14 protein-coding genes and 1 rRNA gene are annotated in these 16,567 nt (G+C 40.1%); 6 read left to right on the forward strand and 9 right to left on the reverse strand.

From position 1 onward, the window contains the following. The first annotated feature begins 7 nt into the window (after positions 1 to 7). Positions 8 to 122: ribosomal RNA gene (gene rrf / locus P20495_RS21215) — 5S ribosomal RNA — on the forward strand. Positions 123 to 406: 284 nt separating this feature from the next. On the opposite strand, the gene recG is transcribed toward rrf, so the two are convergent. Genes recG through asnC form a run of 3 tightly spaced genes read right to left on the reverse strand, consistent with a single transcriptional unit; the run spans position 407 to position 3,734 of the window. Beyond that, positions 407 to 2,488 (reverse strand): ATP-dependent DNA helicase RecG, encoded by a 2,082-nt coding sequence (recG, locus tag P20495_RS00075; RefSeq protein WP_008139655.1) that lies wholly within the window; start codon positions 2,486 to 2,488, stop codon positions 407 to 409. A 59-nt stretch (positions 2,489 to 2,547) separates the two neighbouring features. After that, the gene (trmH, locus tag P20495_RS00070) at positions 2,548 to 3,234 is read right to left on the reverse strand and encodes a tRNA (guanosine(18)-2'-O)-methyltransferase TrmH (RefSeq protein WP_007580009.1); all 687 of its coding nucleotides are present in this window, start codon (positions 3,232 to 3,234) and stop codon (positions 2,548 to 2,550) included. Between the two features lie 41 nt (positions 3,235 to 3,275). Continuing rightward, entirely contained in the window at positions 3,276 to 3,734 is a 459-nt protein-coding gene (gene asnC, locus P20495_RS00065) for a transcriptional regulator AsnC (RefSeq protein ID WP_008139656.1), read from the reverse strand. 197 nt (positions 3,735 to 3,931) lie between these two features. On the opposite strand from asnC, the gene asnA reads away from it, so the two are divergent. After that, positions 3,932 to 4,927, forward strand: coding sequence for an aspartate--ammonia ligase (asnA, locus tag P20495_RS00060; RefSeq protein ID WP_033016575.1), 996 nt, complete (start codon positions 3,932 to 3,934; stop codon positions 4,925 to 4,927). 47 nt (positions 4,928 to 4,974) lie between these two features. On the opposite strand, the gene P20495_RS00055 is transcribed toward asnA, so the two are convergent. The 5 genes from P20495_RS00055 to gmk form a co-directional block, all read right to left on the reverse strand. After that, entirely contained in the window at positions 4,975 to 6,582 is a 1,608-nt protein-coding gene (locus P20495_RS00055) for a DUF342 domain-containing protein (RefSeq protein ID WP_008139658.1), read from the reverse strand. Between the two features lie 144 nt (positions 6,583 to 6,726). Next, on the reverse strand, positions 6,727 to 7,119 hold the full coding sequence (locus tag P20495_RS00050) for a RidA family protein (RefSeq protein WP_007378833.1): 393 nt from the start codon (positions 7,117 to 7,119) through the stop codon (positions 6,727 to 6,729). A gap of 12 nt (positions 7,120 to 7,131) precedes the next feature. Further along, complete coding sequence (gene spoT, locus P20495_RS00045) at positions 7,132 to 9,237, reverse strand: bifunctional GTP diphosphokinase/guanosine-3',5'-bis pyrophosphate 3'-pyrophosphohydrolase (protein ID WP_008139659.1); 2,106 nt, start codon at positions 9,235 to 9,237, stop codon at positions 7,132 to 7,134. 388 nt (positions 9,238 to 9,625) lie between these two features. Continuing rightward, entirely contained in the window at positions 9,626 to 9,901 is a 276-nt protein-coding gene (gene rpoZ, locus P20495_RS00040; RefSeq protein WP_007378835.1) for a DNA-directed RNA polymerase subunit omega, read from the reverse strand. Positions 9,902 to 10,026: 125 nt separating this feature from the next. Further along, entirely contained in the window at positions 10,027 to 10,647 is a 621-nt protein-coding gene (gene gmk / locus P20495_RS00035) for a guanylate kinase (RefSeq protein ID WP_007378836.1), read from the reverse strand. 302 nt (positions 10,648 to 10,949) lie between these two features. On the opposite strand from gmk, the gene P20495_RS00030 reads away from it, so the two are divergent. Then, positions 10,950 to 13,313 (forward strand): alkaline phosphatase D family protein, encoded by a 2,364-nt coding sequence (locus P20495_RS00030; protein ID WP_008139660.1) that lies wholly within the window; start codon positions 10,950 to 10,952, stop codon positions 13,311 to 13,313. 65 nt (positions 13,314 to 13,378) lie between these two features. Here P20495_RS00030 and P20495_RS00025 read toward each other — a convergent pair whose 3' ends face one another. Further along, the gene (locus P20495_RS00025; protein ID WP_007378838.1) at positions 13,379 to 14,239 is read right to left on the reverse strand and encodes a YicC/YloC family endoribonuclease; all 861 of its coding nucleotides are present in this window, start codon (positions 14,237 to 14,239) and stop codon (positions 13,379 to 13,381) included. A gap of 179 nt (positions 14,240 to 14,418) precedes the next feature. Here P20495_RS00025 and rph point away from each other — a divergent pair, with 179 nt between their 5' ends. From rph to P20495_RS00010, 3 genes are read left to right on the forward strand one after another with little or no spacing between them, the layout of a single operon-like run. Continuing rightward, positions 14,419 to 15,132 (forward strand): ribonuclease PH, encoded by a 714-nt coding sequence (gene rph / locus P20495_RS00020; protein WP_002958890.1) that lies wholly within the window; start codon positions 14,419 to 14,421, stop codon positions 15,130 to 15,132. An 18-nt stretch (positions 15,133 to 15,150) separates the two neighbouring features. Next, complete coding sequence (gene pyrE / locus P20495_RS00015) at positions 15,151 to 15,795, forward strand: orotate phosphoribosyltransferase (protein ID WP_008139661.1); 645 nt, start codon at positions 15,151 to 15,153, stop codon at positions 15,793 to 15,795. A 56-nt stretch (positions 15,796 to 15,851) separates the two neighbouring features. Then, positions 15,852 to 16,232 carry a diacylglycerol kinase gene (locus tag P20495_RS00010; RefSeq protein ID WP_008139662.1) on the forward strand — a complete coding sequence of 127 codons (381 nt, stop codon included), beginning with the start codon at positions 15,852 to 15,854 and terminating at the stop codon, positions 16,230 to 16,232. The last annotated feature ends 335 nt before the right edge of the window (positions 16,233 to 16,567 follow it).

Below are 16,567 nucleotides of genomic sequence, written 5' to 3' on the forward strand. Positions count from 1 at the left end.
ATATTTGCTTGGTGACAATAGCGTTTTGGACCCACCTGATCCCATGCCGAACTCAGTAGTGAAACGAAACAGCGCCGATGATAGTGTAGCATTTGCTATGTGAAAGTAGGACATTACCAGGCTTCAAATTGTAGAGAGCCCGAATCTAACGATTCGGGCTTTTTTACGTCTGCAGAAAAGTGAAATGCGGATAATTAATGCGCACTTATTCAACAGCTATCACGTAGGGCGAGCGCAGCGACTCCCGACACAAAGATAGTGTAGCATTTCACTGTGGCTCTCCACCGCTGTGGGTACCATGACATTCTACTGCGTAGCGCGCTGACTTCAAATTGTAGAAAGCCCGACTAGAAATAGTCGGGCTTTTTTACGTCTGCAGAAAAGTGAAAATATATTTCAATGAGGGTTATGCTTGTGCGTAGTTTGACTTATTGCCAAGCCATCTATGAATCAGAGGATCCACATGTTGAGGGTATTGTTTTAGCATTTGCTGCGCGATAGGTCTTACTTGATTAAGTGTTTGTTTGTCGCGCGTTAAGTCTGCAATTTTGAATTCGGCTAAACCAGTTTGCTTTGTGCCGAGAACTTCACCAGGGCCACGAATTTCTAAATCGCGCTCTGCTATCACAAAGCCATCGTTACTATCGCGTAGTACACCTAATCGCTTTTGAGCGGTATGAGACAGTGGTGCGTGGTATAAAAGCACGCAATGCGATGCAGTAGCGCCACGGCCAACTCGCCCACGTAATTGGTGTAACTGCGCTAAGCCTAAGCGCTCAGGGTTTTCTATTATGATTAAACTTGCATTAGGGACATCCACACCAACCTCGATAACGGTAGTGGCTACTAATACGTGTATGTTTCCTGCCTTAAACTCGCTCATTATGGCTTGTTTTTCAGCTGACTTCATTCGGCCATGTACTAGCCCTACGCTTAGTTCAGGTAGTGCCTCTTTTAACTGCAGTGCACTGTCTTCAGCTGCTTGGCATTGCAGCACTTCAGATTCATCTATGAGTGTACATACCCAGTAAACTTGGCGGCTTTGCTCATTACAGGCTAATTTAACGCGGGCAATAATATCGTCTCTGCGAGTGTCTGGAAGTGCTACTGTTGTAATTGGCGTACGCCCTGGTGGTAACTCATCAATTACAGAAGTTTCTAAGTCAGCATAAGCCGTCATAGCGAGTGTGCGTGGGATGGGTGTTGCAGTCATGACTAGTTGATGGGGATAGCAATCACCAAACTTCCCTTTTTCGCGCAGTGATAAACGCTGATGAACACCAAAGCGATGTTGTTCATCAATAATTATAAGTACCAAGTTATTAAATCTAACTTCATCTTGAAACAAAGCGTGAGTACCAATAATCATTTGCGCTTCACCTGAGGCTATTTTTTCAAGTGTAGCTACGCGCTCTTTGCCTTTTGTTTTACCGCCAAGCCAAGCAACTGTTATACCTAGTTGATTAAACCACGTTGTAAAATTAACACCATGTTGCTCTGATAAAATTTCAGTAGGAGCCATTAAAGCGACTTGAAAGCCCTGCGCAATGGCTGTTAGTGCACTCAGTGCTGCTACTAGGGTTTTACCTGAGCCTACATCGCCTTGTACTAAACGCATCATTGGATACGCGTGTTGCATGTCACCTTTAATTTCAGCAACTACACGGCTTTGCGCATTTGTGGGGGCAAAAGGAAGCAGCTCTAAAAATTGGCTTTCTAATGTGTTTACCGGATTTAATGCCACGGCTTTAACTTGTTGCCCTTGCTCTCGTACTTTTAATAAGCTGAGGTTTTGAGCAAGTAACTCCTCAAATACAAGGCGCTGTTGAGCAGGGTGAGTACCTTGCTCTAATGCAGTTACATCAACATCATTTGGTGGGCGATGCAGTAATAATAAGGCGTCGCTTAACGCCATACTTGATGGCTGCCACTGTGAAGGTAGTAGTTCTTCTACTGAGTATTTATGTAGTAAATCAATAGCCTGTTCGCTTAAGGCTCTAATCGATAGTTGCTTTAAGCCTTCGGTTGTAGAATAAACGGGCGTTAATGTCGTCGCTACTGGTTGCTCGTTGGAAGTATCGCTGATGCTGTATTCAGGATGACTCATTTCAAAGCCAATACGGCCACGGCGCACTTCACCAAAGCAACGTATTATTTTACCAGCACTAAATGCGTTTTTTTGTGCGGCGGTAAAATTAAAAAACCGTAATGTTAGCCTGCCAGTACCATCATTGATTTGGCAAACAAGCATGCGCCTTTTACCAAACGTGATTTGGCTTGTTTCAATTGTTGCTTCCACACTTACATGACTATGAAGTAGCAGCTCATTAATTGCGTATAAGCGAGTGCGATCTTCGTAGCGAAGTGGTAAATGAAAGAGCATATCTTGTACAGTTAAAATACCTAGCTTCAACAATCGCTCGGCCATTTTTGGACCAACCCCTTTAAGTTCTGTTATTGGGTATTGGCTTAAGCTAGGTTTAGACAAAGTAGGCTCAACTTTTATTATTTAATGTAGATTAAGTGTACTTACAGAGTGTAAGTGCATCAAGTATGTTTTAAAGCTTGCCAAAATTGCTCATCAGCGACTATTTCGCCGTTTTCATCAAGTGCAGGGTAAGGTAATTTTTTTTGTTTACACTGCCTTGCAATAATAGGGTGACAACCTTCGAAATAAAGCGGGTGCTTAACTTCAGCGCTGAGCATATCTCTATTATATAAACCTGCAAGTTCACGCTGGCGCTGTGCTTCAAACAATATTAGCGCAGCAGCAACTGAAACATTTAGCGATTGCACCATGCCTTGCATTGGAATAATAATATTTTGATCGGCATATTCTAGGGCTTTTTCTGAGATCCCTGTTTTTTCTTGTCCAACAATAATAGCCGTTGGCTTGGTGTAATCTACTTCCCTAAAATCAACGGCATCTTCTGATAGGTGAGTCGCTAATATTTGTATTTCTGGATTGCGTTCACGCATTGCAGTAACGGCATCATCAATATTTCTATGCAGATGCGTCTCTAGCCAGTTTTTACTACCACCTGAGGTATTGTTTGTCAGCCATTTTTGCTTTTCAGGCCATACAGCATGTACGTGATGGCAACCAACCGCATCAGCACTTCGTACTATTGCAGATAAGTTATGGTGTTTGTGCACGTCTTCTAAACACACGGTTAAGTCTGTTTGACGGCGCGAAAGTACGTCTTCGATTCTTTGATAGCGAGTTTGCTGCATGGTTATCCTCTTTTTGCGGCAATTATACGAGATTTTTACAGTTAAGGCATTACTGTGCGGCTAATTGGGTTTTGTAGAGAAATAAGTGTTTCTGTTGACTGAATTGCTTCTATTGCCTGTATTTTATTAATCAGCACATCCTGTAAGTGATCAATGGACTTTGTCATTACCTTTATAAATATACTGTAGTTACCTGTTGTGTAATAAGCCTCTACCACTTCCTCCAATGCTTCTAGCTTTATAAGCGTTTGCGGGTAATCACGTGCGTTATTTAAATTAATACCTATAAAGCAACACACATCGTAGCCTAGCCGTTTAGTATTAATCGTTAATTGGGTGCCTGTAATGATCCCTGCTTGCTTCATTTTTTCAATTCTTACGTGAATTGTCCCAGCGCTTACATTAAATCTTTTTGCTAATTCGGCGTACGCAGTACGGGCATTTGCCATTAACGCATGAAGTATCTGTTTATCGAGATTATCGATTAAATAATTTTCCATTATATTTTTCTCATGAAATTATCGAATATATGGTTTTTATACCACTTAATTAATGGTTTTTATATGTTAAAGCTATTTTTGTTATGGGATGTTGAATTAATCCTTTAAATGGTTACATTAACTTCATTAAGGGTGTTAATTAGATCGCTTTTTATCAATTAAGCAAGTAACAATAACTGGGAATGAGGCCAATTATTATGAGTTCACACTATGTGCAGCAACAGCAGCAAATAAGTAAAGTTAAGCAATTTTTTTCACAACAACTAGAAACCCAACTTGGGCTGGTTGAGGTTCAAGCCCCTATTTTGGCTAAGGTTGGCGACGGCACGCAAGATAACTTAAGCGGCCATGAAAACGCAGTTGCTGTAAATGTTAAAGCGATTACAGATAGCCGCTACGAAGTGGTGCATTCACTGGCTAAGTGGAAACGTAAAACACTGGCAACTTATGGCTTTAGTGTTGGTGAGGGTATTTACACTCAAATGAAGGCTTTGCGCCCAGACGAAGATTCATTAAGTCCTATTCATTCTGTATATGTTGATCAGTGGGATTGGGAAAAAGTAATTAGCGAAACGACAGAGCGTTCGCTGGCAACACTAAAGCAAACTGTTCAATCTATTTATAAAGGGATAAAAGAGACGGAAGCTTTTGTAAGAGAGTCTTATGGCTTAACGCCTTTTTTACCGGACGATATTAAGTTTGTGCACAGTGAAGAGCTACGTAAAATGTATCCTGACTTTAGCGCTAAGCAACGAGAAAAAGCCATTGCACAAGAATATGGTGCTGTATTTTTAATTGGTATTGGTGGCGCGCTTGGTGATGGCAAAATCCATGATGTAAGAGCCCCAGATTACGATGATTGGTCTACGCCTACATGCGATCAATACATGGGTTTAAATGGTGATATTTTAATATGGAATCCAGTACTTGAAGACGCCTTTGAAATTTCATCAATGGGTATACGTGTAAGTCCTAAAGTTTTAAAAGCGCAGTTAAGGGTTACTGGAGATGAAGACCGCTTAGAGTTTGATTGGCACAAAGCGCTACTACAAAGTAAATTTCCGCAAACAATTGGCGGTGGAATAGGGCAGTCGCGCTTGGCTATGTTACTACTGCAAAAGCAACATATTGGACAAGTACAGGTTAGTGTGTGGCCAAATAAAACTTACGATACAGTAAGTGATTTGCTTTAGGGTATATGAGGAGCTATTGATTTGAGTGCCTGTATCTGCACTCATTTCTAGTGTGTTTTAAACTCGATTTCTACTTTATTATTCAACAACTTTACATTGCATGGTGGGTAATTACGAATTGTTTTGAGTACTTTATTAAAAATATGAATTTCTACTCCAGAATGCAAAACAGTGTTAACAGCAAGGTTTGCATCACTAAGCAAATCATGTAACTCATGATCTAAGCTCGAAAGGCGTTTTTCTAATTGTTCAGCCTGTTGGCAATAATGCAGTTGTGTAGCGCCAATTTTGGCAATTAGCTGATTCTTTTTATCAATATCTTTAACTAAATCAGCTTTTTCGAGAGCAGCTTGAAGAGTATCTAATTGTTGATCTGTATTTGCTAAATCTTTAAAGCAATTGTCTGTGTCAGCAGTTATTTCAGCGCCTGAAGCTGCTAAATTTATTGCCATTTTTGCGCCTGATTCGTTTCCTATTTCACCAGCAATGAGCGTTGTAGCATCCAGTATTTCACCACCAAAAATTTTACCTTTAGGTAAGTCTGTTTGACCAACTTGTAGTAATTTTTTCGCTTTCATAACACAGTGGCTAGTTTGGCGATCAATAAATATGTTAGCTGCTTCTATATAACAATACTGTGAATGAGAAACATGGACATCTCCAGCACAAACTAATTTGCAGGATAACGATTTATCCTCAGGCTTTTGATGGCCAATTACACCTTGGTTCACAGTGATATTACCGCCAGCAGTAAGCTCCCCTGATTCGACAGTACCTAAGATAGTAATATCGCCTTTTGCGTTTATTTTCATACCAGGATCGATGTTTCGTGTAACAATCACACTGCCTTCAAAGTCGATATGGCCACTTTTCACATTTACATCAGATATTGTAAAAATATCATCTACACGCATTCCGTTATTAATTTCTACAGGAACGCCGGCAATAGTAGAGACTAATTCCATAGGGTTTAATTTTGATATTTCAGTGCCTTCACCTGCGACCAGTTGTTTATTTTCACCAGGTTTAGCGGTAAGTATATCACCGACTACTGTGAAGCCCTCTTTACCAGGGGTTGCGGGGTGCTGTCGAATAAGTACTGTACCAGGTTCTACACTTGCGAGTTTTCCAAAGTCACGCATATCAACGCTGCCATCTTCTTTTAATTTTGGCGCGTTTAAACGATCTTTTAGGGTTTCTACCACTGTTACTAATTTTGTCGCTAATCCATCACTTGGAAGCCGCCCTTTGGCGAGAGTACCTTTAACGATTGTCCCAGGTGATAGCTCGGCTTGTTTTTCTAGTAATTGTTCTAAAAATACTTGCTTGTAGCCACGAACTATTCCAGCTTTAACAAGGTGTTTTTTCGCATCATCTAGGCTTAGCTGCTTACCGCCCTGAGCGAGAGTGAGCTCGCCTATAGCTAGCATTTTATCATCGCTAATTTCTATCTTGATTGCGGCATCGTACTTAGTTGCAACAACTAAAACTGACTCAGTATTTTTATTTTTGAAGAAGTTGTTTATGGCTTCATGATCGATTTTACAGTCACAAAAAGTCGACATTTCGAGAGCTTCAATCACGAACGCAGCACTCGGCGGAGCGTGCTTACTTACATCAAGTAAAATATTTCCATTATGAGCAAGCTTAAACACTAGTTAATCCTTCTCTACTACTTAAGTTAAGTTTGAGTATATTACATAATAACAGATTGCTAGAAATTTACTTTTGAGTCAAGAAAACAAAACGAGGTTATGGAGAAATAGAGCTATAGCTGGGACCATAGCTCGTAGGTAATACTAATTAGTTGAAGGTAGTTCCATTATTCCATCTATCTCAACTTGCACACCTTTTGGCAGCGCACGCACACCAATTGCGGCACGAGCAGGGTATGGTTGTTTGAAGTATTGGCTCATTACTTCGTTAACAATAGCAAAGTTAGATAAATCAGTAAGGTAAATATTCACCTTAACTAGGTCGTGTATCTGACCCCCAGCTTCTTCACATACAGCAGCAATGTTTTTAAATACTTGATGTGTTTGTTCGCCAAAGTCTTCCGAAATAACTTCCATAGTCTCAGGTACTAATGGTATTTGACCCGATAAGTAGACAGCCGTTCCTACTTTAACTGCTTGGCTATATGTGCCTATTGCTGCAGGCGCTTTGTCGGTAGAAATAAATGCTTTATTCATGTGTTTCCTATTTTATTTTTTACGATAGACTTTTTGTACATCAGGCATAACGCGAATGCGTCGCATAATGTTAGCAACGTGGATACGGTTTTTAACGGTAACCCCTAAATCTATCACGTATAAATTACTTTCTTTTTCATCAGTGGCTATTTCCACAATATTGGCTTGGGTAGTCGCAACAACATTGGTTAACTTTGCAAGCGCCCCTTGATGATTAATAATCTCGACTCTAAGGGCTGCGATATATTCTTTCTCTGGATTATCGTCCCACTTTACAACTAAGTATTTAGAGCGCTCACTTTCCCAGCCGCGAATATTTTTACATTCCTGGCGATGAACAGTTAATCCTTTGCCTTGGCTTATATGTGCAGTTATTGCATCTCCAGGTACAGGGCGGCAACACTTAGAGTAATTAACTAACATACCTTCGGTGCCAATAATGGTTGCTTTGACTTGGTTGGTAATGTCTGTTAAATCATCGTTTTCGTTTTGTAATAAGCGTTTAGCAATTAACATGCTCATCAGATTACCAGAGCCTATTGCTACTAGTAACTCAAGTAGTGTAGAAAGTTCATGTTCTTCAAGTACTCGCGCTATATTCTCATCAGGAATACTGTCGAACTTATTTTCACCAAGTGCGGAGTCGAGTAAACGCCTACCCAATAACAGCGCTTCTTCGTGATGCTGACTCTTAAGGTAGTTACGAATGCCTAACCGTGCTTTACCGGTAACAATAAAGTTTAGCCAAGTTGCATTTGGGTGAGCCCCAGAGCTAGTAATTACTTCTACTGTTTGGCCGGTATCAAGCGCTTTACTCAAAGGGTAAGGTTTGCGATTTACTCTTGCCCCTACGCACGTATTTCCAACGTCAGTATGTACAGCGTATGCAAAATCAACAGCTGTTGCGCCCATTGGTAATTCAACGATTCGGCCATCTGGCGTAAATACGTAAATTTCTTCAGGGAATAGCTCAGTTTTTACATTTTCTATAAATTCAAATGATGAGCCAGCACTTTGCTGAAGCTCTAATAAACTTTGCATCCATTGGCGAGCACGTTGTTGTGACGTATTGCCCGCGCCATCACCTGATTTTTTATACATCCAGTGTGCGGCCACGCCTTTGTCTGCCATATGATCCATGTCGTGAGTACGAATTTGAATCTCAACAGGTATGCCGTGTGGGCCAACTAAAGAAGTATGAAGTGACTGATAGCCATTGGTTTTAGGCACTGCAATATAGTCTTTAAAGCGCGTTTCAATAGGCTTATAAAGGCTGTGAGCAACACCTAATACGCGATAACACGTATCCATAGAGTCAACCGCAATTCTAAACGCGTAAATATCCATGACTTCGTTAAATAACAGTTCTTTATTAAGCATTTTTTTATAAATACTATAAAGGTGCTTTTCGCGGCCCGATACCGTCGCTTTTATGCCTGACTCTTCAAGGCGTGCTTCAATTTCGTTTTGAATATTTGAAATAACTTCTTTTCGATTACCACGTGCTTTTGCAACTTCAGATTTAAGTGCACGATGGCGCATAGGATATAGAGCTTGAAAACCTAAATCTTCAAGCTCATTTTTAATGTCGTGAATACCTAAACGGTTTGCTATCGGCGCGTATATTTCTAGCGTTTCGCGTGCTATACGGCGGCGTTTATCGGGGCGAAGAGCACCCAATGTACGCATATTATGCGTTCTATCAGCAAGCTTGATTAAAATAACTCGTATGTCTTGAGTCATAGCCATAATCATTTTACGGTAGTTTTCGGCTTGGAATTCTTTTTTATCTTTAAAGCTGAGCTTATCGAGCTTACTTACACCTTCAACCAATTCAGCAACCGTTTCACCAAAAATTTCAGCTAAATCTTGTTGGCTAAAATCAGTATCTTCAATTACATCGTGCATTAACGCGGCCATGAGCGTTTCATGGTCAAGATGCATGCCGGCAAGAATTTGAGTTACTTCAACAGGGTGAGTAATATAAGGTTCGCCACTTGAGCGAGTTTGTCCTTCGTGGGCCTCTCGGGCTACCACGTAAGATTTTTGTACCAGCTCTACATCTGCAGCAGGCAAGTATTCAGAAATTTTCTTTTTAAGACCTTCAAAAAGATACATTTACACTCCAATGTTCTAGGGCCCGTTGACCTTTCAGGATTAAAATTCGTTCAATCTAGGGGCGATTTAATCGCGGCGCGAGGTTTTTAGCCTAGCGGGCTAAGTAAAAACCGAGCAACAAAGAGTAAATTGCCCCTAGGCAGAACCCTTCGGGCTGCGCATGTTTGGCACTTATGTTGCGTTATCGCTTATGCATGGGGAATAACCACACTACATAGGCTCTGCCTTGCCTAAATACCAAGCATGCTGTTGCAAATTTAACCTCGAAAGATAAACAGGCCCTAGTGAAGTAAATTAGGTAAGTTACGAATATACGATGAAAAGAATGGATTGCCAACGGCTATAGTAGAAATACTGCGCCGTTGGCTAAATCAGACCGGGAGGTCGATTATTGATTGCCACCAACAATGGCAGCAACAGCAGCTAGTTCTGCTGCTTCTTGGTGTTGTTGTTCTTCACGGTCAATTAAGTCCATTGAAGCGCTATCAACTAAACCTAATTCAATTTCACGTAAAGCAACAACCGTTGGTTTATCGTTTTCAGGGTCTACTAGTGGCGTTTTACCACCAACAGCAATTTGGCGGGCACGACGAGCCGCAACTAAAATTAAGTCAAAACGATTACCAACTGCATCTACTGCATCTTCAACTGTTACGCGGGCCATCACAGCACTCCAAAAATAATTTAAAAGCAAAGGCGTAGTTTACTCCAAGGAGCCACATTCGCCAATAGCCAGTGTTCAATTTTTATCAGTTTTACTCGCCTAAGCCTAATTTAAATAGGCTTAAATTATTTAAGCAGACTATTTAGTAAAACTTGATGACGATCTTCTTGGGCTTTTAGGGTTAAGCGTTGAGCCATTACAATTATTTCTATGTCAGCAAGTGCGCTCTCAAAGTCATCATTCACAATTACAAAGTCGTACTCGTTATAATGTGATGTTTCAGATTGTGCTTGTGCCATTCGTCCGGCAATAACGTCAGCCGAATCTTGACCTCGGTTATTTAAACGCTGCTCTAGCTCTTTTTTTGAAGGAGGTAGAATAAAAATGGTTTGTACGCTTGGCATAATTTTGCGCACTTGCTGCGCGCCTTGCCAATCAATATCTAAAAACACATCAATACCCGCATCAAGTTGCGACTCAATAGCTTGCTTTGATGTGCCATAGTAATTATCAAATACTTGAGCCCATTCAAAAAAGTCATTTTTTTCAATTAGCGCTTTAAACTCATCTGTAGAGACAAAATGATAATGCACGCTATTTTCTTCACCGGGGCGAGGAGAGCGAGTCGTGTGCGAGACCGATACTTTCATATCAGTATGCTTTTTTAATAACGCATTGATTAAGCTTGATTTACCAGCACCAGAAGGCGCTGATAAAATAAATAAGTTACCGCGAGTTTGTGCCATGTCTTTCTCTACCTAAAAATAAATAGGCTTGGGTTACAAGTAAGCCAAGCCTTTAATTAACTGTATTGTACTTTAATTAGCTCTTAGTGCTCAAGTTAGGTCGAGAGTATTTTGCTAAGTTGCATTTTAAATAAAATTACGATCGTTAGTAATACTAAAAGAGTGCCGTAATACAGCACCTAAATGGTTTAGTTAAGCAACAAAAAACCAATGAAATTCAGAAAATAAAGGCATGATCTTTTATTAAAAAAACATTATAGTTGGTTTATTGTTAACAATAATCAATATGTAGAGAGCAAACTATGGATAAAAATATATCTCGCCGGTCAGTACTTAAAATATTAGCTGCAGGTGTTGTTGCTACTGGCGTTTCTGGTTGCAAGAATACTTTAGGTGCTGCAACCTCTACAATTACCACCGGCACTAAACCTCACCGTGATAACTGGCATAAAACGCATAATAGAGTGTGGCTTGGTAAGCAATATTGGGCTAACCCGATGGAGGATTGGCGTGTTGTTAACGGCGCTGCTGAGTGCATAACAAGAGGAGGTAATCGAAGTGTTCACTCCCTAACGCACCAAATAGCTCATCTTGATCAAGCTTTTACAATGTCGGTTCAAGTTTCACGCTTAGAGCAAAATAGTAAAGATGGGGGCGCAGGTATTCGCCTCGGAGCAAAAAGTGAATTAAACGAATACCGTAGTAACTGTTTTATACAAGAAGGTTACGACCTTGGTATCAAAAATAATCATTTAGTTTTAGGTAATAACACAACACCTCTAGTTACACCGATAGATAATCACGAGATTACTTTAAGTTTAACGGGCATGCCGCAGTCGGGTGCAATGGCCTTGGAGTTAGTTGCTAGCTTAAGTACATCAGGATCAATAATAGGAACTCTGGCGCATTTAGTCCCAGCATCTGAATTATTAGGTAATGTGGCGCTTGTTAGTAACTTTTCTATTGCATCAGTAACTTCACAAAATGTGCCGGAAGATAAATTAGGCGCACGTTACAAATTTAGTAATTGGAGTATGCAAGGTGAGGCTTTTTCAGTAATTGATGAGCAAAAATTTGGTCCTATACTTTGGACTATGTATTCGCTAAGCGACACATTGAGCGATGAAGGTTTTGTAATGAAGCTGAGCGCTTACACCGGGCCAATAGGCGAGCAAGATAATCAGCAAATAGAGCTGCAAGTACAGCGTAGTAATCAATGGGTGTCTATTGACACTCAGATCATTGATCATGACGGTTGGTTAGCTACTTTTCGGATTATAAATTGGGATGAAACACAAGACACCCCTTTTAGGGTTGTTTACCGTGAAAAACATACCGACGGCACAGAAACCCCCGACATTTATTCAGGCAATATAAAAGCAAACCCAAGTGGTAATAAATTACGCATGGCAGCCCTTACTTGTCAAAATGACTATGGTTTTCCTTACGAACCTGTTGCTCAAAATGTCAAAAAACTACACCCAGATCTTGTTTTTTTCTCGGGCGATCAAATTTATGAAAGTCATGGTGGATTCGGTGTGATTCGTACCCCAGACAACTTGGCAATTTTAAATTATTTACGCAAGTTCTATCAATTCGGTTGGTCTTTTAAAGAGGTTATGCGCAATCAACCTCCCATTTGTTTGCCTGATGATCACGATGTACTGCAAGGTAACTTGTGGGGCGAAGGTGGTGCAACGATGAAAAACATTTCAAAAGACCCATCGGCAAGTGTATTAGGTGGATATATTGACTCTACGCGAGTGATTAATATGGTACATAAAACCACTTTGAATCATCATCCAGACTCGTACGATCCAACTCCAACTAATGGTATTAGCTCATATTTTAGCAACATGTTGTACGGTGGAGTAGGTTTTGCAATTCTTGCCGACAGGCAATGGAAAAGTGGCCCTGAGCGCATTAATGTAGCCGTGGGCGAAACAGGACAAAATGAAAATCCGCTTTTTTATAATCCAGCATTTAATCCTCCTGGATTAGATTTACTGGGTAAGCGACAAGAGGATTTTCTTGAAAAATGGAGTAAAGACTGGCGCGGGCATAATTTAAAAGCAGTATTAAGCCAAACAGTGTTTGCTGCTATTTCAACGCATCAACCTTTACCTGATCGCTTCTTAAAATACGACTTTGACTCAAGTGGTTGGCCAGCATCGGCACGAAACCGAGCAATCGACGCAATGCGCGATTCTATGGCATTACATATTTGTGGTGACACGCACTTAGGTTCTTTATCGCAATATGGGGTAAATCAGCAACGAGATAGCAATTGGGCCTTTTGCACTCCAGCTATTTCAGCCGGTTGGCCAAGGTGGTGGAAGCCAGATTCAATGAATATGCCCCACCAAAATCGTCCTGCCCATGGGTTAGCTGAAACAGGTGAATATAAAGATACTTTTGGCAATAAAATTTACGTGTATGCCGTAGGTAATCCAGAAGTCGGTAAATCAAATAACCGATATGTCAAAGCTCATGAAAAAGGCAGTGGTTTTGGTTTTATAACGTTTGATTCTCAAAAGCGAACTTATACAATGGATGCATATAAGTTTTTAGTTGATGTGGCAGATGGTAAAGCGAGTAATCAGTATCCCGGCTGGCCTGTTACTATTCATCAGCAAGAAAATAAAGGTAACAATATATTGGGTTAATTACTTATGAAATATAAACGGCCAATTTAAGGCCGTTTATATTTCAATAATGCAGAGAGAATTAATTATTCTATATTCTGGATCTGTTCTCTCATTTGTTCAATTAGTACTTTTAGCTCTACGGCTGCAGTAGTAATATCGCTATTAATAGATTTAGATGCTAGCGTGTTAGCTTCACGATTAAATTCTTGCATCATAAAATCTAAGCGGCGACCACATGCGCCTCCTTTTTTAAGGATTTTTTTAGTTTCTTTAACGTGAGACTTTAAGCGATCTAATTCTTCAGCCACATCTTGTTTTTGCGCAAGGTAAATAAGTTCTTGTTCAAGGCGTGATTCGTCAATGTTTGCTGTTAAGTCTTCTAGCTTTTGAGCCAGTTTTTCACGCTGCCACTTAGCAATCTCAGGCATATGCGTTTCTACAATTTCTACTTGCTCTAGAATTGCATCAAGGCGGATTGCTATCATTTCTTCAAGGTTTGCACCTTCATCGCCACGTGCTGATTTAAAATCTTCTATTACTTGATCAAGACCAACAATTAGCGCTGTATTAACGCTATCCATATCAAGTTCTTGTGCTTCCATAACGCCAGGCCAACGTAATATATCAACAGGGTTAATGTCGCCATTACTTTGTTGTTGAACCCATTTAGCACTATTTATAAGTTGCTCAGCCAGAGCTTGGTTAATTGATAGCTCCCCAACATGAGCAGGGTTTGCTACAAACTTTAAAAAAACCTCAACTTTACCGCGTTGTAAGTGTTTGCGTAAACGCTCACGAATAACCGGTTCCATGCCACGAAATTGCTCTGGTGCACGAATAAATGTTTCAAGGTAACGCTGGTTCACTGAACGAACTTCCCAAGTGCCAGTTCCCCAATCGCCTTTTATTTCGCGACGCGCATAAGCTGTCATACTGTGGATCATGGATATTTTCCTAAATTTATAAATACAATATTATGATGATTATACCGTAACACTGCTTAAGCTCTAGGGAAAATTTAATACACTGAATATTTTGCATACAGCTATTTATTTAAATCAGCATGGTATCTATACCCACATACACTTATAATGTCGCAAATTCTGAATTAAGGGGATCGTCAATGCGTCCAAGCGAAAGAACACCTAACCAAATTAGACCTGTTACATTTACACGTAATTATACTTTGCATGCTGAAGGCTCAGTACTTGTTGAGTTTGGTAACACCAAAGTACTTTGTACAGCTACTGTCGAATCGGGCGTTCCTCGTTTCATGAAAGGTCAGGGTAAAGGTTGGATCAATGCTGAATACGGTATGTTACCGCGAGCAACGCATACGCGTAATGCTCGAGAAGCTGCACGTGGTAAGCAGGGCGGTCGTACTATGGAAATTCAACGTTTAATTGCACGTGCACTTCGTGCGGCCGTTGATTTAAAAGCACTTGGCGAAAACACAATCACCATTGACTGTGATGTAATCCAAGCAGATGGCGGTACACGTACTGCTTCTATAAGTGGTGCATGTGTTGCACTTGTTGATGCACTAACGCACATGCGTGCAAAGGGTATGATTAATTCAAACCCACTTAAGCATATGATTGCAGCTATTTCAGTTGGTATTTACAAAGGCCAAGCAATTAGCGATTTAGAATACATTGAAGATTCAGCAGCAGAGACTGATATGAACGTAATTTTAACTGAAACAGGTAAGATTATTGAAATTCAAGGTACAGCCGAAGGCGAACCTTTCTCGTTTGATGAGCTAGATGAGTTACTTACTTTAGCTAAACATTCTATTCGTGAAATCATTGACGTACAAAAGCAAGCATTAGCATAAATAGGTAGGCCACTAGATATGAAAGATTATCAAAAAGAGTTTATAGAATTTGCTCTAGAGAAGCAGGTATTAAAATTTGGTGAGTTTACTTTAAAGTCAAGGCGCATAAGTCCTTACTTTTTTAATGCCGGTTTGTTTAATACAGGTCGTGACTTAGCACGTTTAGGACGTTTTTATGCATTAGCATTAGAAGATTCAGCGATAGAGTACGATGTATTATTTGGACCTGCCTATAAAGGTATCCCAATAGCGACAACAACGGCAGTTGCATTAGCAGATCACCATGATAAAGATGTACCTTACTGTTTTAATCGTAAAGAGAAAAAAGCACACGGTGAAGGTGGCACATTAGTAGGTTCAGAACTCAACGGCAAAATAATGCTGGTGGATGATGTAATAACCGCAGGTACTGCTATTCGTGAGTCAATGGAAATTATTGCACAAAATGGCGCAGATCTTAGCGGTGTATTAATAGCATTAGATCGCCAAGAAAAAGGTAAAGCCGAGTTATCAGCTATTCAAGAAGTTGAACGTGACTTTAATACCCAAGTGATCTCTATTGTAAAATTAGCTGATCTTATTAGTTACCTTGAAAACCAAGGAACGATGGACGAGCATTTAGCCTCAGTTAAAGCTTACCGTGATCAATACGGCGTAGCGTAAATAAAAAGCCTCGCAGTGCGGGGCTTTATTTTGACCTTCATTCATAGAGTTTATTAATGAAAGATGTATTAAAACCAAATGGCTTAGGCCTTAAGCGTGTTTTTAAAGCAAGTTATTGCTCCTACCTTGGCTTTAAAGCTGCATTTAAAGAAGAAGCAGCATTTAGACAAGAGCTACTCCTAAGCCTTATATTATTCCCTATCTCATTTTGGCTTGCCTCATCATTATTACATTGGGCAGTCCTAGTAAGCTCATTGCTTATTATACTAATAGTTGAATTACTAAATTCTGCCATCGAAGCATTAACTGATCGAGTAAGTACAGAATTACATGTATTGTCAGGCAGAGCCAAAGATATGGGATCTGCAGCCGTAACACTTTCATTAACGATCGTGTTGATCATTTGGGGTGTAAGCCTTTATATGAAGATCGCTTAAGCGCACTTTTAGACAATAAGAAAACTGAAAGTGCCTTTTTTTGTTAATGTTTTGCTAGTTATGTTGTGTTTTTAACCTGTTTAGCTCAAATAGTCAGCGAACAGCACATTATTTCAAGTTTTCTTCAAAAAAGGGTTGATCTGTTTTCGGATCTCACTATAATGCGACCCCACTGAGAGGGGAAACAGCAACGCATAGCGAGACACGAACAACTCAGGGTGTTAAGTAAAACTTAAATTGAATCTTTTTAGAAAGTTTAAATTTAAGTGTTGATAAAAAATAAAAAAGCGTAACATGCGCAGCCCCAGCGAGATAAAGTTTAACTTTAACCGCAA

The organism is Pseudoalteromonas sp. BSi20495, from assembly GCF_000241185.1.
GTDB classification, from domain to species: domain Bacteria; phylum Pseudomonadota; class Gammaproteobacteria; order Enterobacterales; family Alteromonadaceae; genus Pseudoalteromonas; species Pseudoalteromonas fuliginea.